We start from the raw sequence: 18,349 nt of genomic DNA, 5'->3' as shown, positions 1-18,349 counted from the left end.
TTGCGGCCAGGCATCAACGACTGCAAGCAAAGGAACCACTACGCCATGGCCGCCACCCCCGTCCTCACGCACACCCTGGGCTTTCCGCGCATGGGCGCGCAGCGCGAGCTCAAGTTCGCGCTGGAGCGCCACTGGCGCGGCGAGATCGACGCCGCCGCCCTCGAAGCCGTGGGCGCCGAACTGCGCACGCGCCACTGGCAGGCCCAGCGCGACGCGGGCCTGGCCTTCGTCACGGTGGGCGACTTCGCCTTCTACGACCACGTGGCCAACCACATCCAGCTGCTGGGCTGCGAGAGCGCGCGCTTCGGCTTCGCGCCGGACACGCCGGAGCTGGCGCGCTACTTCGCGATGGCGCGCGGCGTGCAGGCGCAGGCCCACGGCGCGCCCGGCTGCGGCGCCGGCTGCACGCACGCGGCGCATGAGGGCGCGGGCCAGAGCGCGCTGGAGATGACCAAGTGGTTCGACACCAACTACCACTACCTCGTGCCCGAGCTGCACGCCGGCACGGCCTTCTCCCTCGCCAGCGAGCGCCTGTTCGGCGAGGTTGCCCAGGCCCAGGCGCTGGGTCACCGCGTGAAGGCCGTGCTGGTGGGGCCGCTCACCTTCCTGTGGCTGTCCAAGGAGAAGGGCGACACCCCCTTCGACCGCCTGGCCCTGCTCGACCGCCTGCTGCCCGTGTACGCGCAGATCCTCGCGCGGCTCAAGGCGCAGGGCGTGGAGTGGGTGCAGATCGACGAGCCCATCCTGGGCCTGGATCTGCCCGCCGCCTGGAGCCAGGCGTTCGAGCCCGCCTACTGGCAGCTCGGCAAGGCCGGGCCGCAGGTGCTGCTGGCCACCTACTTCTCGCCGCTCGAAGACCACCTGCGCCTGGCCTGCCAGCTGCCCGTGGCCGGCCTGCACGTGGACGCCGTGCGCGCGCCGCACGAGCTCACGGGCGTGGCCGACTGGCTGCCGGGCTACAAGGTGCTGTCGGTGGGCGTGGTGGACGGCCGCAACATCTGGCGCACCGACCCCGACGCCGCCCTGGCCCTGCTGCGCCCCGTGGCCGACAAGCATCAGGGGCCACTGTGGATCGCGCCCTCGTGCTCGCTGCTGCACGTGCCCGTCTCGCTCGCGGGCGAGGACGCGCTCGACGCCGAGCTGCGCTCCTGGCTCACCTTCGCCACCGAGAAGCTCGGCGAGCTCGGCCTGCTGGCCGCGCTGCTGGACGGCCGCGCAGGCGACGGCGATCCCCGGCTGGCCGATGCCCGCGCCGCCGCCGCCAGCCGCCGCGCCAGCGCGCGCGTGCATCGCCCCGAGGTGACCCGCCGCCTGGCCGGGGCGCCCGAGGGCGCCGACCGGCGCCGCGCCCCCTTCCCCGCGCGCCAGGCGGTGCAGCGCACGCGCCTGCGCCTGCCGCTGCTGCCCACCACCACGATAGGCTCGTTCCCGCAGACCCCCGCCATCCGCGCGGCGCGCGCCGCCCACCGCCGCGGCGCGCTGGACGACGCCGAGTACCAGGCCCGCATGCGCGCCGAGATCGCGCACGCCGTGCGCACGCAGGAGGCGCTGGGCCTGGACGTGCTCGTGCACGGCGAGGCCGAGCGCAACGACATGGTGGAGTACTTCGGCGAGCAGCTCGACGGCTTCGCGTTCACGCAAAACGGCTGGGTGCAGAGCTACGGCTCGCGCTGCGTCAAGCCGCCCGTGCTCTACGGCGACGTGGCCCGCCCGCGCCCCATGACGGTGGACTGGACGGTATACGCCCAGAGCCTCACGCCCCGGCCCATGAAGGGCATGCTCACCGGGCCCGTGACCATCCTGCAATGGTCCTTCGTGCGCGACGACCAGCCGCGCAGCCGCACCTGCGAGCAGATCGCCTGGGCCATCCGCGACGAGGTGGCAGACCTGGAGCGCGCCGGCATCGGCATCGTGCAGATCGACGAGCCCGCCATCCGCGAGGGCCTGCCGCTGCGCCGCGCGCACTGGAAGCCCTACCTGGACTGGGCCACGCGTGCCTTCCGCATCGCCGCGTGCGGCGTGGGCGACGCCACGCAGATCCACACCCACATGTGCTACAGCGAGTTCAACGACATCCTGCCCGGGATCGCCGCCATGGACGCCGACGTGATCACCATCGAGACCAGCCGCTCCGGCATGGAGCTGCTGCAGGGCTTCGGCACCTTCAAATACCCCAACGAGATCGGCCCCGGCGTGTACGACATCCACTCGCCGCGCGTGCCCGGCGTGGACGAGATGCTGCGCCTGCTGCGCAGGGCCGCCGAGGTGGTGCCGCCCGGCAACCTCTGGGTCAACCCCGACTGCGGCCTCAAGACCCGCGCCTGGCCCGAGACCGAGGCCGCGCTGCGCAACATGGTGCAGGCCGCGGGGGCGCTGCGGGCGGAGCATGCCGGCGCCGGCACGTGACACCCTTTACGCGGGCGAGGAATACCACCGGGGCGGCACCCGCACCGCTGCACAATTGCGGGTTTCGCACCTGGCCCCGCTCATGCTCTACAACGCCCTCAAGCTCACCCACGTCCTGTCCATCATCGTGTGGATCGGCGGCATGGTCTTCGCCCATCTCTTCCTGCGGCCCGCGGCGCAGCGGCTCGAACCGCCGCAGCGCGTGCAGCTGATGCACGACGTGCTGCAGCGCTTCCTGGGCGCGGTGGCCGTGGCCATCGTCGTCGTGCTGACCAGCGGGCTGGGCATGATCGGCGCGGTGAGCGTGGGATCGGGCGGCGCATTCTCCATGCCGCTGGACTGGACCATCATGGCCACGCTGGGCATCGTGATGATGGGCATCTTCGCCTACATCTACTTCGCGCTGCTCAGCCGTCTGGAGCAGGCCGTGGCCACCTCGGACTGGAGCGCCGGGGGCCAGGCGCTGGGCAGGATCCGCGCCTGGGTGGGCGTGAACCTGCTCATCGGCGTGGTGGTCGTGGCGCAGACCGTGCTGATGTAGGGGCTCAGCCGCCCTCGCTCGCGCCCAGGAAGTGAAAGCGCATCAAGGTGCGCTCGCGCGCCCGGGCATGGTCCACGACGGGCAAAGGATAGTCCACCCCCAGGCGCAGGCCGCAGGCCGCCAACTCCAGCGGCCCCATGGCGGCGGGAAAGTGGATGTGCGCGTCCGGCACGCGCGCGAGCTCGGGCAGGTAGCAGCGGATGAAGCGGCCCTGCGGGTCGAATCTTTGCGACTGCGTGACGGGGTTGAAGATGCGGAACCATGGCTGCGCGTCGCAGCCGGTCGAGGCGGCCCACTGCCAGCCGCCGTTGTTGGCCGCCAGGTCGTAGTCGTTCAGGTGCGCAGCGAAATGGCGCTCGCCCCGGCGCCAGTCCAGCCCTAAGTCCTTGGTCAGAAAGCTCGCCACCACCATGCGCAGGCGGTTGTGCATGTAGCCCGTCTGGTGCAGCTGGCGCATGGCGGCATCGACCAGCGGGTAGCCGGTGCGCGCCCCGCACCAGGCCTGCCAGAGCTCGGGCGCGTCGTCCCACTGCACGCGGTCGTACACGGGCTTGAACGACTGCGTGGCCACTTGTGGGTGGTGCCACAGGATCATGAAGTAGAAGTCGCGCCAGGCCAGCTCAGACAGCCAGGCCTGCGCGCCCTCGCAGCCCTGGGCCGCCTGCGCGGCCGCCAGCGCCGCCAGTTGGCGGATGGACACGGTGCCGAAGCGCAGGTGCACCGACAGGTAGGACACGCCCTTGCGCCCGGGGTAGTCGCGCGCCTCGTGGTACGCCGCCATGCGCGGCATGAAGTCCTGCAGCAGCAGCTGCGCGCCGCGCATGCCGGTGGGCAGGGGCAGCTCGTGCAGGTTGGTGCGCGCAAAGCCCAGTTCCTGCAGCGTGGGCAGGCACTCGCCCGCGGGCGGCGCGGCCAGGTGCCGGGCGTGGCTCGCCACCGGGTATGGCGTGAGCTGGAAGGCGTCGAGCCTTTGCAGCCACGCGCGCCTGTAGGGCGTGAACACGCCGTAGGGTCGGCCCTGCCGGGTCAGCACCTCGTCGCGGTCGAGCAGCGCCTGGTCCTTGTAGTCGCTGAAGGCGATGCCCGCGGCCTGCAGGGCCCGGGCCACGCGCCGGTCGCGCTCGATGGCCTGGGGCTCGTAGTCGCGGTTGGCCAGCACCTCCTGCACGCCCAGGCTGCGCGCCAGCCGCACGATGCACTCCGGAGCCGGGCCATGGCGCACGATCAGCCCGCCGCCCGGGGCGCCGCTTCGGGCGGCAAGCTCGGCCAGTCCCTGGTGCAGCTCCAGCACGCTGGCGTGGATGAACTCCACGCGCCGGTCGCTGCGCGTGGGCAGCGCGTCCAGGATGTCGGTATCGAACACGAAGGCACAATACACCCGCCCAAAGCGGCGTAGCGCGTGATACAGCGCGGCATGGTCGTCGCAGCGCAGGTCGCGGCGCAGCCATACCAGGGCAGAAGCTGTGGCCCCCTGCTGCATCAGGCACGCACGCGCAGCGAGCTGCACACCCCGGCCGCGAACGCGCAGCCCGCGGCCAGCAGCAAGGCCAGGGACTCGGCGCTGCCGTCATGCCCCGGCCGCAGCGCGAAGATGGCCGCCAGCACCACCGCGCCCAGCGTCTGGCCCGTCAGGCGCGCTGTACCCAGCATGCCGCTGGCCGCGCCGCTGCGGTGCAGCGGGGCCGAGCTGACGATGGTGTGGTTGTTAGGCGACTGGAACAACGCGAAGCCCGCGCCGCACAGCGCCATGCGCCAGACCACGTTCCAGTCGGCCGGCTGCGCCGGCAGCAGGCCCAGCGACAGCAGGCCGGCCGCGAACACGGCCATGCCTATGCCGCCCAGCAGGCCGTCGGGGTAGCGGCCGATCATGCGCCCCGCCAGCGGCGCCACCAGGGCCGTGGCCAGAGGCCAGGCGGTGATGAGCAGGCCGGCCTCCAGGTGGCTGCGGCCCTGCGCCTCCAGCAGCAGGAACGGCAGTGCCAGGAAACCCAGCATCTGCGCGCAGAACGCCCCCACGGACGAGCCCATGGACAGCGCGAACACGGGTATGCGCAGCAGGTCCACCGGGAACAGCGGCGCCGCCAGGCGCCACTGGCGCCGCAGGAACACGGCCCCCACGGCCAAGCCGGCGGCCAGCAGCCACCCACCCGCGACGCCGCCCGCGCCCTGCGCCTGCCCGCGCACGCCCAGTTGCGCGCCGCCCAGGAAGATCAGCGTGAACATGGTGCCGTTGAGCAGCACGTCGATGGCGGAAAAGCGCGGCCCGTCGTGCTCCGACGGCGGGTTGGCCGGCAACGCGCGCCGCCCCAGCCACCAGATGCCCAGGCCCAGCGGCAGGTTCATGGCGAACAGCCAGGGCCAAGACGCCACCGACAGGATCGCCGCCGCCACCGACGGCCCGGCCATGGACGCCGTGGCCACCACCAGCGAATTGATGGCCATGCCCTGGCCCAGCTGCGCACGCGGATAGATCAGGCGCACCAGGGCCGCGTTCACGGCCATCACGCCGGCCGCGCCCAGGCCCTGCAGGGCGCGCGCAACGATCAGCGCCAGCATGGATGAGGCCAGCATGGCGCCTACCGACGCCGCGGAAAACAGCGCGATGCCCACCAGATACACGCGCCGGTAGCCCATGCGCTCGCCCAGGGCCGCGAGCGGCAGCAGCACGATCAGCGTGGCGAGCTGGTAGGCATTGACCACCCAGATCGACTGCGCCGCATTGGACTGCAGCTGGCGCGCGATGTCGGGCAGCGCCAGGTTGACGAGGCTGGTGTCGAGCACGGCCAGCGTCAGCCCCAGAATGATGACCAGCATGGCCTGGCGGCGCGCGGACGGCGCCAGGCCGTCGTCGATGACCGGGCCGATGCCCGGGCGTGCGCTCACCGCCGGCCTCCGGGCCAAGGGCAGAGCGGCAAGGTGTGGAGTGGCCCTGGCGGCGGGGCCATGCGCGGCAAGACGGACATGGGCATCCGCCCGATTGTCTCCAGACTCGCCGCATCCTGCCCGGCGGCCGCATAAAGGCCTGCAAGCGCCCTCTGATCGGGCCATTGGCTTCGCGCGGGCGCGCCGACAATGGCGCTGCCATGCCCGCATCCGCCATCATCCCCCGCCTTCCTGGCCATGCCGCCCTAGGGCGAATCGACATTCAAACACCCCCGTCGTTGCCCATAGCGGCCCGCCAGGCTAGGCGCGAGGAGGACGCTGGTAGGCACCAACAACCGAGGAGCAACGACGCATGGCGGGCCGCTATGGGCAACCCTTCGGGCCAAGGTCCTGGGCAGCCCCCGGCGTCGTTGCTCGCCGCTGGTGTATCGCGATACACGGCGCAGCTCGCGCCTAGCCGTCGACTGCCCAGGACCTTGGCGACGGGGGTGTTTGAATGTCGATTCGCCCTAGTCCTGTGCGCCGCGCTGGCCCTGCCGGCCGCCGCCGCGCCGCGCGGCGACGCCGGCGCAGCCGCGCCCGCACAAGCCGCACAACCGCCCGCGTTGAGCGTGTCACCCGACGGCACGCTGGTCATCGACCAGCGCGCACGCCTTGCCTGGCCGCGCTGCGTGGAGGGCATGCGCTGGACGGGCAGCCATTGCGCCGGCCTGGCCCGGCTGCTGACCTACGGCGAGGCCCAGGCGCTGGCGCGCCAGCGCTGGAAGGACAGCGGCGTGGCCTGGCGCCTGCCGCGCGTGAACGAGCTGCGCCGCCTGGTGAACCGCAGCGCGCAGCCGCCATCGGTGGACCAGCGGCTGTTCCCGGCCACGCCGCGCGACTGGCACTGGACGGGCACGGCCAGCGTCAACACCGGCTCCGTCAACCCCTATGCATACGGCAACGTGATGCGCGGCGGCGCGGGCGAGAGCAGCATGACGGTGCAGCAGAGCTGGGCCGTGGACATGGCCAGCGGCCAGGCCCGCGGCGACGTGGGCCGCGGCACGCGGCTGGTGGTGCGGCTGGTGCGGCCGGCGCCATAAGAGCCATTCCTTTTGCTCTCGACCGAATTGGGCTTTGGGGCTTTTCTGGCAAGCGCTAGAGCCAGCTCACACCCCAGATTCAGGCAGGACGCAACACATAGCCGATACGCGGAAAGTGCACATGCAGGTCTCCCGCGCGCGGGTCGGTGCGCGCCAGCGTGTAGCGCGTGCGCGTGGCGGCGACCAGCAGGCCCACGGTGGGCTCGGTGCCGAAGCTCTCGGCAGCGATGCTCACGTGGCTGCCCAGGGCGATGCCGTGCTCGTCTTGGAAGACCTCGGGCAGCAGCGGCTGCGGCACGGCGCCCGCGGCCACGGTGATGGCGTCCTGGGCGCTGAGCTTCTCGGCCCGGCCCTGGCCCAGCGCCGCCAGGCGGTCCATCCATTCAAGCACGGCCGGGGTGGCGGACAGGATGTCCGCCATCACCGGCACGCACTGGCGCGTGAACCACAGCGGGTGGTAGGCAGCAAAGTCGGCCACGCAGGGCTCGCTGCCGAACAGGAAGTCATGCTCCTCGACCATGTTGGCGATGCGCCGCAGGTAGGAGCGGTAGGCCGCCGCCGCGTCCTGCGGGTGCGGGTGCGCCATGCCCATGGCGCGCCGGTCGGCGCTGAAGGCCTGGGCCGCGCCCTCGGGGAAGCCGGCGAACAGCGCCTCGGCCGCGCGCGGCTGCAGGTTGTAGGCCATGGCGGCGGTGAACAGCATGGTGTCGGCCCACTGCGCGAACACGCGCGAGACGCCCTTGAGGTGCGGCGGGTACAGCGTGGGCTCGGGCCGCAGGTGCTCCAGCACGTCGCAGATCAGCGCCGTGTCGCAATAGATGTCGGCGCCTATCTGCAGGAACGGCGTGCGCCGGTAGCCACCCGTCAGCGCCACCACGTCGGGCTTGGGCATGACGCTGGGCACGATGACGGACCGCCACGCCAGCCGCTTGAAGCCGAGCACGCAGCGCGCCTTGTGCGCGAACGGCGATGCGGGGTAGTGGTGCAGGATGAGTTCGGTCACGGTGCGACTCCGGCGGGCGCTGCGTACAGCCAGGCTCACATCATGCTACCGCGGGCCCGGCCCCGGTGCCGGTGCGTCAAATCAGCTTGACCAGCTGCTTGCCGAAGTTGCGCCCCTGCAGCAGGTCCAGGAAGGCCTGGGGCGCGGCGGCCAGGCCCTGGGCGATGGTCTCGCGCGGGCGCAGCCTGCCGCTGGCCACCAGGCCGCCGAGCTCCGCGAGCGCCTCGGGCCAGACCTCCATGTGCTCGCTGACGATGAAGCCCTCGATCCTCATGCGGTTGATGAGGATGAGCGCCGGGTTCGCGAGCGGCAGCGGCTGGCCGTCGTAGCCGGCGATCATGCCGCACAGGGCCACGCGCGCGAACGCGTTGGCGCGCAGCAGCACGGCGTCGAGGATGTATCCGCCCACGTTCTCGAAATGGCCGTCGATGCCGTCGTGGCAGGCCTGCTTGAGGGCCTTGGACATGGAGGCGAGGTCGCCATGCGCGCGGTGGTCTATGCAGGCGTCGAAGCCCAGCTCCTCGGTCACGTAGCGGCACTTGTCTGGCCCGCCGGCAATGCCCACCACGCGGCAGCCGCGCGCCTTGGCCAGCGCGCCGAAGGCGCTGCCCACGGCGCCGCTGGCGGCGCTCACGACCAGGGTCTGGCCAGGCCTGGGGTCGATGATCCTGACCAGGCCGTACCAGGCGGTCACGCCGGGCATGCCCACGGCGCCCAGGTAGTACGACAGGGGTACGTGGCGGGTATCGACCTTGCGCAGCATGCCCGGCGCATCGCCATCGACCACGCTCCACTCCTGCCAGCCGCCCATACCCACCACCTTGTCGCCCACGGCGTAGGCCGGGTGGTGGCTCTCGGCCACCTCGCCCACGGTGCCGCCGATCATCACCTCGCCCAGCGGCTGGCAGGCGGCGTAGCTCTTGCCCTCGTTCATGCGCCCGCGCATGTACGGGTCCAGGCTCAGGTAGTGGTGGCGCACCAGCACCTGGCCGTCCCGCAGTGCCGGGGTGTCGCCGACAACCAGGCGGAAGTTGTCCGGCGAGGCCTGGCCCCGGGGACGGTTGTCGAGCAGGATTTGCGTGTTGCGTGGCATGGCGTCTTGCCTCCTCGGATGCCGGGTTGATCACATTTCGATAGCTGCCAGCGCTTGCCATACAAGCGCCAGAGATCTATTTGGCTCAAAACATCAATCGGTGGAGATGGCGCCCCCGCCCTGCCCCGCCGCCGGCTGGGCCCTGGGCACGTACTTGAAGGTGCCCGTGGACTGGCTGCACAGGCGGCCCTCGGCGTCGTACACCCAGGCCTCGGCAAAGGCCATGGAGCGCGTACGCTGGATCAGCTTGCCCCGGGCCACCATGGGGCCGCGCGCCGGGCGCATGAAGCTGGTCTTCATCTCGATGGTGACCACGCCCGTGTCCAGTGTGTCGCTGCGCGCGGCCGTGGCCATGGCCACGTCCAGCAGCGTCATGACGGCGCCGCCGTGCATCACGCCGAAAGAATTCGTGTGCTCGGGGCGGGCCTGGTAGTGCAGTTCGGACTCCCCTCCATGCATGCGCCGTAGGGTGAAACCCAGCTCTTTGACGAAGGGAATGTCGGCTCCGAAGTCCAGCACTGTCTGCTCCTGAAAAAATGAAGGGGGCAAGAATAGCCGCCAACGCCCATCCGTGCAGGCCGGTCACCCGCCGAGGATGGCGCTCACGCCCCCGTCCACGGCCAGCCACTGGCCCGTGATGTGCTTGCCGGCCTCGCTCGCATACAGCAGCGTGATGCCCTTCAGGTCCTCGTCGTCGCCCAGGCGGCGCAGCGGCGCGTGCGTAGCCATCTTCTCCTCGCTCAGGGTCTCTATGAGCACGGTGGTCATCTTGGTCTTGAAGAAGCCCGGGCAGATGGCGTTCACGCAGATGCCGTACACGCCCCACTCGCCCGCCAGCGCGCGCGTGAAGTTGAGTACCGCGCCCTTGGATGTGTTGTAGGCAATGGTCTTCATCTCGAAGGGATTGCCGGCCAGCCCCGCGATGGAAGCCACGTTGATGATGCGTCCGCCGCGGCGCGGGATCATGCTGTGCTTGGCGATGGCCTGCGACAGCAGGAAATAGCCGCGCACGTTGAGGTTCATCACTTTGTCCCAGGCGGCCAGGGGATGGTCTTCGGCCGGCGCGCCCCAGGTGGCGCCGGCGTTGTTGACCAGGATGTCCACGTCGCCCATGCGCTGCAGCGTCTCGCTGGCCAGGCGCTGGATGTCGTCCTCACGCGCGCAGTCGGCGGCGATCCAGCGCGCGTCGATGCCGGCGGCCTGCAGTTCGGCGACGGCCTGCTCCAGGTCCTCGGCCTTGCGCGAGCTGAGCATGATGCGCGCGCCCGCCTCGCCCAGCGCCTGCGCCATCTGCAGGCCCAGGCCGCGCGAGCCGCCGGTGACGAGAGCGGTCTTGCCCGAAAGATCGAAAAGCTGCTGTACGGTGCGCGCCATGGATTCGTCTCCGTTATTGAGAATGCAAACGGCTATTGTGGCGAACCGGCACTTCAGCGCGTGTCGCCTACGCGATGACATCCACGTCACGCGACCGGTCCCCGCGCCATCCACGATGCCAAGGGCGTGACGATGCGCCGCAAGATCGCGTACAACCTACCGTTTTGCTGATCGCCGCAGGACATGACCTCTCCCGACACCCCCCGCTGGTACTTTGGCTGGAACATCGTGGCCGCAGCCACCGTACTCACGACCCTCACCGTGGGCCTGCGCCTGGGCCTGGGCCCGCTGTTCCTGCCCATGGCCGAAGACCTGGGCTTCTCGCGCAGCATGCTCTCGTCCATCGTGGCCGTGGGCATGCTGTGCTATGGCGCAGCCACGCCGCTGGCTGGCTGGCTGGTGGCGCGCCGGGGCACGCGCTTCGTGCTGCTGGCCGGCACGGTCATGCTGGTGGGATCCACGCTGTGGGCGGTGACCGCCCGCACGCCGCTGCAGCTGCTGCTGAGCTTCGGCATCCTCATGTCGATCGGGGCCGGCTTCACCAGCCCGGTGGCGCTCACGCCCGTGATCAGCCGCTGGTTCAACCGCCGCCGTGGCATGGCGCTGTTCTTCCTGTCCACGGGCTCCATGGCCGGCATCGCGATCATGACGCCCGCGCTGGGCCTGGCGCTGCAGCACGCGAGTTGGCAGGCCACGCTGCTGGGCTTCGCCGTGCTGTTTGCGGCCATCACCGTACCCGCGGCGCTGTTCCTGATACGCGACGAGGCACCGCTCGATGGCGACGCACCGCTGCCCGGCGCGCACCGCGCCGCCAACCCCGTGGTCCCCGTGGGCCAGCACTACACGGTGCTGCAGGCCATGCGCACCAGCACCTTCCTGAAGATCACGCTGGGCATGTTCGCCTGCGGCTTCAGCATGAACCTGCTGGGCACGCACGGCATGCCCATGCTGATGGACCACGGCTTCGACGCCACCACCAGCGCCCTGGGCATAGGCCTGATCGGGCTGGTGGCCATTCCCAGCACCCTGGTGCTGGGCCGCCTGGCCGACCGCCTGCCGCGGCGCAAGCTGCTGGCCGCCATCTACTGCGTGCGCGGCGTGGGCTTCTTCTCGCTGCTGCTCGCGGGCAGCACGCTGGAGCTGTACGGCACCTCGGTCATCGGCGGCATCGCCTGGGCCGGCAGCATTGCGCTGTCGTCGGCCATCCTGGCGGACGTCTACGGGGTGCGCCTGGTGGGAGTGCTCTACGGCTGGACCTACGTGGGGCACCAGGTGGGGGCCATGATCAGTTCCTGGCTGGGCGGCTGGGGCTACGAGCATTTCGGCACGCACTGGCTCGCCTTCGGCCTGTCGGGCGCGCTGCTGATGATGGCGGCCGGCGTGGCGCTGCTGCTTCCGGGGCGGCGCCCGCCATTGCCTGCGGCCCGGGCGACGGCATAGCGGCTTTGCCAAAGAAAAAGGGCGTTCGCCGGATGTTGGCGAACGCCCTTGGACGTTGATGTGGTGGCGGAACACGGAACTGAACCCGCGTCCCGCTTCCAACGCGGAGAGGCAAGCGCTGCACTTTACTCCTTGGTTTAGACGATTCGGCCAGTTTTGATTGTATTGACAACAGCTACACGCATCACTACCATTTGTGTATCTGTTGTATTTACACGAGGAGCTTCGTCATGCGTGCTGCCGCCATCAATCTGCGTGCTCTGCCCGAGCAGCGTGACCTCATCGATCACGCCGCCAACCTGCTGGGAAAGAACCGTTCGGACTTTATGCTGGAGGCCGCCTGCGAGCGTGCCCAGTCTGTTGTGCTTGATCAGGTTCACTTCACGCTGGATGCTGACAAATTCCAGCAGTTTGTCGATCTACTCGATGCGCCACCCCAGCCCAACACCGGGCTGGAACGCCTGTTTGCACTGAAGCCTGTCTGGAACAAGGTATGAGCCTTGATCTTGTCGCGCCGCAGCCGCTGACGTCAGATCATCACTGCATCGATTTTTCCTGCGGCGAACCGGTGCTGGATGAATGGCTCAAGCGTCGGGCGATGGCCAATCAGATCAGCGGAGCCAGTCGCACTTTTGTTGCGGCGGATAAAGAGCACCGTGTTTATGGCTACTACGCAATGGCGGCTGGTGCTGTGTCCCATCAGCTCGCCACAGGCAGTGTGCGCAGAAACATGCCTGATCCGGTGCCCGTCATGGTATTGGCCAGGCTTGCCGTCGACACCCAGGCCCAGGGCATCAAGCTGGGTGGCTCCCTACTGCAGGATGCCGTCAACCGGGCGGTGAACGTGGCGCAGAACACGGGCGTTCGTGCCTTGCTGGTTCATGCCCTGCACGAGCGTGCGAAGTTGTTTTACGAGTATTACGGCTTCCAAGCATCTCCGGCTGATCCGCTGGTACTGATGCTGCGCCTGAGCCAGGCCAAGCCGTAATTCCTGTGGCCTACATTGTTCCGTACGTTCGTCACTTGGTTGATAAGGACGACAAAACGGAACATCAAGCGTTTGAACTTGGCTTCTACGGCGAACAGCGTTGTCATGGGGCATCTGTCTTGGAGAAGAAAAAGATGCGCTACCCCGTGATGACTGAAAAACACGTCGCCGACCGCTGGCAGGTCAGTCTCAAGACGCTGCGCCGCTGGCGACTCGATGGCCAAGGGCCGATCTGGCACAAGCTGTTTCGCCACGTCCGCTACCACGAAGTCGATATTCTCGAATTCGAGCGCCGCAGTGCGCAATTCCTGATGACCCTGCTCGGCATCGACCGGGAGTTCAAGCCTGCCGATGAGGATGTCGGCGCAGCGTTTGATGCACAAGGTAGCCGCTACCTCACAGCCAAAGACACCGCTGAAGCAGCATCGCTGCCCCTCCACATTTTCCAAGATCGCGCCGAACGCGAGCGCAAACAAATCCCGCATCTGATGCTGGGTGGCAATCTGCGCTTTTCGCTGCAAGCAATTCTGGAACCCGTCCCCGTAGTCCGCCATCAGCCGGGCAGACAAAGACGCCAGCAGCGCCTTGCCATACCACTGCAGCCGAGCTCAGCGCAGCGCTGGCGGCTGCGGCCCACCTGCTGGGCGTGCAATACCACAGCGTCAACGTCAACGCTGGCGTTCGGGTCGGGCCTTGGCATGTGCAGAACGTCAACGCCTACGTCAGCCGCCTGCGCAGCTGGATGCGGCGCTTCAAGGGCGTGGCCACCAAGTACCTGGCGTCTTACCTGGGCTGGTTTCGCATGCTGGATCGCGCGCCCGGATCTGCCCCGGAGCCCGCGTCAGTGCTGGTTTTGGCTATCAGGGCTTGAGCTGATCCGTACGTTTCGCGAAAAGAGCCTAACTTTTCTGCTCCTTTTGTCCAAACGGTAAGGTGTCCGTGAAAAAGGGGCAACTTCAAGTCCAAGCTTTGGAAACTCAGCGTAGTCCCCAAGAGACTCTCAGTCATGCAGATGTTCGGCCACAAACTGGCGGAAAATTCCCATGGCAGGCGCTTCAGTGCGGTCGGCCAGGGTAACGAACGCAAAGCGTGCGCCCTCATTCAACGCCGGAGTGATGGGCAACTCCACCAAGCTACCATTGGCGATGGCTTCACGCGCGGGGCTGATGAGGCCGAGGAACACCGCGTCACTGCCGTGTACCGCGTGTAGCAAACTGTTGATATCGTTGCAGCGCAGGGTCACCGCGACCTGGGGGTCAGCTGCGGGCCCATAGCGGGTGATCAGAAGACGTGCCAACTCCGGATTGAGTGAAGTCGACGCTAACGGATAGCGTTGGAGGTGTGCAAATGTAATGGGGGTGTTGAATTTGGTAAGGGGGTGACCCACGCGACAGATGAAACCACCGCGCATTTGGCCCAAATCTTCGATCAACAGGTCATCAGCAGGCGTGACGCTGCGTAGATCCACGACCAGGGCGTCGAATCCACGTTCGCGCAAGCGCCTGGTCTGCAACTCGGGGGGGCCTGATTCGAGGCTGACCTGCACTCCCGGATGCATGCAGGCCATATAACGCAGAAACGGCTGCATCAGCAGTGCAGTAGGCCCCGCGCCGAGCCCAATGCGAATGACCCCCAAGTAGCCATCTTGCAATAGCTGTGCGCTGCGCTTTAGCTCAACGGCATCCAGCACCATGCGGCGCGCCCGGCTTGCAACGGTCTGGCCGAACGGCGTCAACTCGTTGCGCTTGCCCATTCGGTCGATCAGACGTGCTCCGAAATCGTCTTCGAGGGTCTGGATGCTGCGACTTAGGGCGGACTGGGTGATGTGGCAACGTTCCGCGGCGCGGCTGAACGAACCGGTGTCCGCCACGGCCAGCAGGTACTCCAGATGGCGCAGGTTCATTTCCTTCGTCGCATGAGTTCTTTGAATGCATTCAGAATAAATTATGCATTAGACGCATTTGATCATGATTCATATGATTTCGCGCACTGTCTTCCAGGGCAGCAGCAATCATCCGGAGACGAATTCATGGGCATTCAAAATTCCAGTATGGGCGACGTTGCGTTGTCGCCCACATCCCAGGGCGCATCGAACATTTCAACTGCCGCGACGAGTAAGGTGCAGCCCCGCGTCGTGGCTGCAACAGTGGCTGGCAACGCGCTTGAGTTCTTCGATTTCACCACCTACGCGTTCTTCGCCGTTTATATCGGCCAGACCTTCTTTCCCGCTGACGAACCGCTGGTCACGGTGATGCTGTCGGTAGCGGTCTTTGGCGTTGGCTTCATCACGCGCCCTTTGGGCGGGCTGCTGATCGGCGCTTTTGCCGATCGTGCAGGACGCAAGCCGGCCATGCTGTTGACCATTGCGCTCATCACGGTCGGCACGATCGGCATGGCGCTCACCCCCTCGTACGCAAGCATCGGATTGGCGGCACCCATCATCGTCATTGCCTGTCGGCTGGTGCAGGGGCTGGCCCTGGGCGGCGAGGTCGGGCCGTCTACCACGTATCTGATCGAGATCGCACCCCAGGGCCGGCGCGGCCTGTATGGCAGCTGGCAGCTTGCCAGCCAGGGCATAGCCTCGCTGGCGGCTGGCATCGTCGGCATTGTGCTCACGCTGGCGCTAAGCAAGGAGCAGATGCTGGCGTGGGGTTGGCGTATCCCTTTCTTGCTCGGTCTGGCATTGATCCCCATTGCCGTCTTTCTGCGCCGCCACATGCCCGAGAGCCTCGAGCAGCCCACGCATAGCGGACCCATCAAGAGCCCGCTGGCCGATATCCGGCACCATCTGCGACCGATCATGCTGGCGCTCATGGTCATCCTGGGTGTGACGATCTCGACCTATGCGGCGATCTACATGACCACCTATGCCGTGACCACGCTCAAGCTCTCCGCGACGATCGCCATGTCGGCGACCATCGTATTCGGCGTGGCGACCTGGGCGGGTGCGCTGCTTGGGGGCTGGCTGTCAGATCTGTATGGGCGCAAACCCGTGATGCTCTGGGCTCGCGTGGCATTGTTCGTGCTGGTCTATCCGGCTTACATGCTGCTCATCGAGCACACCAGCGTTGCCACTCTGGCACTGGCGACTGCGCTGCTGGCATTGCTCACGGGCATTGGCGGCGCGCCAACGCTGGTGGCCATCCCGGAGCTGTTCCCCGGCCATGTACGCGCGCTCGGGCTGTCGATTGCCTATGCCTTTGGCGTGGCGCTGTTTGGTGGCACCGCGCAACTGGTGATCACCTGGCTCATCAAGGTGACCGACAACCCGGCGGCGCCAGCGCTCTACGTCCTTATCACCAGCTTGATCGCCATCGTAGGCATTCTGCTCATGCGCGAAACCGGCGGTGACAAGGAACTACAGAAATGATTACTAGGCGAATTTTGCCAGACTGTGAGTTCATAGCATGACTGTTCAAGACACCTTGCAGGCGGTACGCGCACACGAAGACGAATTCATTGCTTTGCGCCGTGATATCCATCAGCACCCCGAGCTGCCATTCGAAGAGCTGCGCACCAGTGATTTAGTGGCTGCGCGACTGCGGGACTGGGGTTACCACGTTGAGCGCGGCCTGGGCGGAACCGGTGTGGTCGGGCAACTCAAGCGTGGCGACGGCACGCGCACGCTGGGTCTGCGCGCGGACATGGACGCACTGCCGATCCAGGAAACCACGGGGCTGCAGTACGCAAGTCGCAACCAGGGCGTCATGCACGCCTGCGGCCACGACGGACATACGGCCATGCTGCTGGCGGCAGCAAAGGTGCTGGCAGAGCAGGGTGACTTCTCAGGGACACTCAACCTGATCTTCCAGCCGGCGGAGGAATACGGCACCAGCGACTGTGGCGCCGTACGCATGATGAACGACGGCCTGTTCGACAAATACCCATGCGACGCTATCTTCAGCATGCACAACATGCCCGGCTGGCCACAGGGGCACTTGATCTTTCGCGAAGGCCCAATGATGGCCTCCTCTGACAAGGTCTACATTACGCTGGTAGGTCATGGTGGTCACGGCGCTGTGCCGCACAAGGCAGCAGATCCGGTAGTGGCAGCAGCCAGCCTGGTGATGGCGTTGCAGACAGTAGTCTCGCGCAACGTCGATCCACTTCAAGCTGCAGTGGTTACCGTGGGGGTGCTGCAGTCCGGGCGCGCCAATAACGTCATCCCCGACAGCGCACATCTCGAGCTGAGCGTGCGCGCTCTCGACCCCGAAGTGCGCAGCCTGCTGCAGCAGCGCATTACCGAAATCGTTCACGCACAGGCGCAGTGCTTTGGCGTCAAGGCCGAAATCGACTATCGGCGCGGCTACGCGGCACTGATCAACAGCAAGGATGAAACCGACTTCGCCCGTCAGATTGGCACCGAATTGGTTGGCGCCGAGCGCGTCGTGCCGCAGGCCCCGCCACTCACCGGCAGCGAAGACTTCGCCTTCATGCTGGAGAAGCGCCCCGGCTGCTACCTGTTGATCGGAAACGGGGATGGCGACAAGCTGGGCGCCTGCATGGTGCACAACCCGGGTTACGACTTCAACGACGCCAACCTGGCCATTGGCGCTGCATACTGGGCGCTGCTGGCGCGGCGTTACTTGGCCTGAACGATGGGCCACGCCGCTTTGGAAACGCTCCAGGGCTTTCTGGTAGGGCTCGACGCGCGCATGAAGCGCGCACACAAGCGCGGCCGGGTGGCGCACTACATTCCGCAACTGGCCAGCGTTGATGTGCATCAGTTCGGGATCAGTGTGTGCCTGGCCAGCGGAGAGCGGCTGAGCGCGGGCGACGCTGCGACGCCGTTTTCGATCCAGAGCATCTCAAAGGTCTTCTCACTGGCGATCGCATTGGGCCGTCACGGCGACCGGCTCTGGAAGCGGGTGGGCAAGGAACCATCTAACTACACCTTCAACTCGGTCATCGAGCTTGAGCAGGAAGGCGGCAAACCGCGCAATCCTTTCGTCAATGCGGGCGCACTGGTCACCACCGACGCCATGCTCGATGCGCCTGACGCAGGCTGCGGACTCGACGAACTGATGGATTTCGTTCGCACGGCGGCTGGAGATGACCGGATCTCGATTGATGAACAGGTTGCCGCCTCGGAATACCGGACGGCCTACCGCAACTTCTCTCTGGCGTACTTTCTACGCTCGTGCGGCAATCTGCACATGGAATGCGAACGTCTGCTGCAGATTTACTGTCGCCAATGCGCGATCACGATGAACTGCGAGCAATTGGCCAGCGCCGGCCGGTTCCTGGCCGGCTTCGACTCCGCAGCCCACCTGCTGAACCCAGCTCAGGCACGCAGCATCAACGCCTTGATGTTGCTCGCGGGGCACTATGATGGTTCAGGCGACTTTGCCTATTCGGTCGGCTTCCCCGGCAAGAGTGGCGTCGGAGGCGGCATTCTGGCGGTCGTTCCGGGACATGCATCGATCGCGGTCTGGTCTCCTGGCCTGAATGCGTTTGGCAATTCACTGCTCGGCACGCGCGCGCTGCAGGAGTTATCGGAGTTCACCGGCTGGTCGGTGTTCTGATGTGTAGGCTTTAT

At 67.2% G+C, this 18,349-nt stretch carries 17 protein-coding genes and 1 pseudogene; 10 read left to right on the top strand and 8 right to left on the bottom strand.

Annotated features, from left to right (window positions below; translation table 11 throughout):
* Positions 1-45: 45 nt before the first annotated feature.
* The gene (gene metE / locus ALIDE2_RS10440; protein WP_013722046.1) at positions 46-2,406 is read left to right on the top strand and encodes a 5-methyltetrahydropteroyltriglutamate--homocysteine S-methyltransferase; all 2,361 of its coding nucleotides are present in this window, start codon (positions 46-48) and stop codon (positions 2,404-2,406) included.
* An 82-nt stretch (positions 2,407-2,488) separates the two neighbouring features.
* Positions 2,489-2,947, top strand: a complete 459-nt coding sequence (locus tag ALIDE2_RS10435; protein WP_041700821.1) for a CopD family protein — start codon at positions 2,489-2,491, stop codon at positions 2,945-2,947.
* Positions 2,948-2,951: 4 nt separating this feature from the next.
* On the opposite strand, the gene ALIDE2_RS10430 is transcribed toward ALIDE2_RS10435, so the two are convergent.
* Entirely contained in the window at positions 2,952-4,427 is a 1,476-nt protein-coding gene (locus ALIDE2_RS10430; RefSeq protein WP_013722044.1) for a cryptochrome/photolyase family protein, read from the bottom strand.
* On the bottom strand, positions 4,427-5,761 hold the full coding sequence (locus ALIDE2_RS10425; protein WP_238530142.1) for an MFS transporter: 1,335 nt from the start codon (positions 5,759-5,761) through the stop codon (positions 4,427-4,429). Before ALIDE2_RS10425 ends, ALIDE2_RS10430 begins: the two co-directional genes overlap by 1 nt.
* 557 nt (positions 5,762-6,318) lie before the next feature.
* Between ALIDE2_RS10425 and ALIDE2_RS10420 the strand changes: the two genes are divergently transcribed.
* Positions 6,319-6,912 carry an Lcl C-terminal domain-containing protein gene (locus tag ALIDE2_RS10420; RefSeq protein WP_013518732.1) on the top strand — a complete coding sequence of 198 codons (594 nt, stop codon included), beginning with the start codon at positions 6,319-6,321 and terminating at the stop codon, positions 6,910-6,912.
* A 79-nt stretch (positions 6,913-6,991) separates the two neighbouring features.
* Here the strand turns inward: ALIDE2_RS10420 and ALIDE2_RS10415 are convergent, their stop codons facing one another.
* From ALIDE2_RS10415 to ALIDE2_RS10400, 4 genes are all read right to left on the bottom strand, one after another.
* Positions 6,992-7,915 (bottom strand): glutathione S-transferase family protein, encoded by a 924-nt coding sequence (locus ALIDE2_RS10415; RefSeq protein ID WP_013722043.1) that lies wholly within the window; start codon positions 7,913-7,915, stop codon positions 6,992-6,994.
* Positions 7,916-7,991: 76 nt separating this feature from the next.
* On the bottom strand, positions 7,992-9,008 hold the full coding sequence (locus tag ALIDE2_RS10410) for an NADP-dependent oxidoreductase (protein ID WP_013722042.1): 1,017 nt from the start codon (positions 9,006-9,008) through the stop codon (positions 7,992-7,994).
* Positions 9,009-9,101: 93 nt separating this feature from the next.
* Positions 9,102-9,527 (bottom strand): PaaI family thioesterase, encoded by a 426-nt coding sequence (locus ALIDE2_RS10405; protein ID WP_013518729.1) that lies wholly within the window; start codon positions 9,525-9,527, stop codon positions 9,102-9,104.
* 63 nt (positions 9,528-9,590) lie between these two features.
* Positions 9,591-10,382, bottom strand: a complete 792-nt coding sequence (locus ALIDE2_RS10400) for an SDR family oxidoreductase (RefSeq protein WP_013518728.1) — start codon at positions 10,380-10,382, stop codon at positions 9,591-9,593.
* A 183-nt stretch (positions 10,383-10,565) separates the two neighbouring features.
* Between ALIDE2_RS10400 and ALIDE2_RS10395 the strand changes: the two genes are divergently transcribed.
* The 3 genes from ALIDE2_RS10395 (at position 10,566) to ALIDE2_RS24390 (ending at position 12,810) form a co-directional block, all read left to right on the top strand.
* The gene (locus tag ALIDE2_RS10395) at positions 10,566-11,822 is read left to right on the top strand and encodes an MFS transporter (protein WP_013518727.1); all 1,257 of its coding nucleotides are present in this window, start codon (positions 10,566-10,568) and stop codon (positions 11,820-11,822) included.
* Between the two features lie 230 nt (positions 11,823-12,052).
* Positions 12,053-12,319: a type II toxin-antitoxin system TacA family antitoxin gene (locus ALIDE2_RS10390; RefSeq protein ID WP_013518726.1), complete on the top strand. Its 267-nt coding sequence runs from the start codon at positions 12,053-12,055 to the stop codon at positions 12,317-12,319.
* Positions 12,316-12,810: a GNAT family N-acetyltransferase gene (locus tag ALIDE2_RS24390; protein WP_013518725.1), complete on the top strand. Its 495-nt coding sequence runs from the start codon at positions 12,316-12,318 to the stop codon at positions 12,808-12,810. The genes ALIDE2_RS10390 and ALIDE2_RS24390 overlap by 4 nt, the downstream gene beginning before the upstream one ends.
* Here ALIDE2_RS24390 and ALIDE2_RS25760 read toward each other — a convergent pair.
* Positions 12,741-13,331: a hypothetical protein gene (locus ALIDE2_RS25760; protein WP_420796273.1), complete on the bottom strand. Its 591-nt coding sequence runs from the start codon at positions 13,329-13,331 to the stop codon at positions 12,741-12,743. The two genes, ALIDE2_RS24390 and ALIDE2_RS25760, sit on opposite strands and share 70 nt — an antisense overlap.
* 140 nt (positions 13,332-13,471) lie before the next feature.
* Here ALIDE2_RS25760 and ALIDE2_RS24950 point away from each other — a divergent pair.
* Positions 13,472-13,681, top strand: a pseudogene (locus tag ALIDE2_RS24950) (IS1595-like element ISAte2 family transposase); the annotation flags it as partial.
* Positions 13,682-13,810: 129 nt separating this feature from the next.
* Here ALIDE2_RS24950 and ALIDE2_RS10375 read toward each other — a convergent pair.
* Complete coding sequence (locus tag ALIDE2_RS10375; protein ID WP_013518723.1) at positions 13,811-14,713, bottom strand: LysR family transcriptional regulator; 903 nt, start codon at positions 14,711-14,713, stop codon at positions 13,811-13,813.
* A 126-nt stretch (positions 14,714-14,839) separates the two neighbouring features.
* Here ALIDE2_RS10375 and ALIDE2_RS10370 point away from each other — a divergent pair, with 126 nt between their 5' ends.
* Genes ALIDE2_RS10370 through ALIDE2_RS10360 form a run of 3 tightly spaced genes read left to right on the top strand, consistent with a single transcriptional unit; the run spans position 14,840 to position 18,335 of the window.
* Entirely contained in the window at positions 14,840-16,180 is a 1,341-nt protein-coding gene (locus ALIDE2_RS10370) for an MFS transporter (RefSeq protein WP_013518722.1), read from the top strand.
* Positions 16,181-16,217: 37 nt separating this feature from the next.
* Complete coding sequence (locus ALIDE2_RS10365; protein ID WP_013518721.1) at positions 16,218-17,405, top strand: M20 aminoacylase family protein; 1,188 nt, start codon at positions 16,218-16,220, stop codon at positions 17,403-17,405.
* 3 nt (positions 17,406-17,408) lie between these two features.
* Positions 17,409-18,335, top strand: a complete 927-nt coding sequence (locus ALIDE2_RS10360) for a glutaminase (protein WP_013722040.1) — start codon at positions 17,409-17,411, stop codon at positions 18,333-18,335.
* Positions 18,336-18,349: the final 14 nt, after the last annotated feature.

The sequence above is a fragment of the Alicycliphilus denitrificans K601 genome, assembly GCF_000204645.1.
Classification (GTDB): domain Bacteria; phylum Pseudomonadota; class Gammaproteobacteria; order Burkholderiales; family Burkholderiaceae_C; genus Alicycliphilus; species Alicycliphilus denitrificans.
The sequence above is the reverse complement of the archived record's forward strand: the minus strand, read 5'-3'. Positions and strand labels throughout refer to the sequence as shown.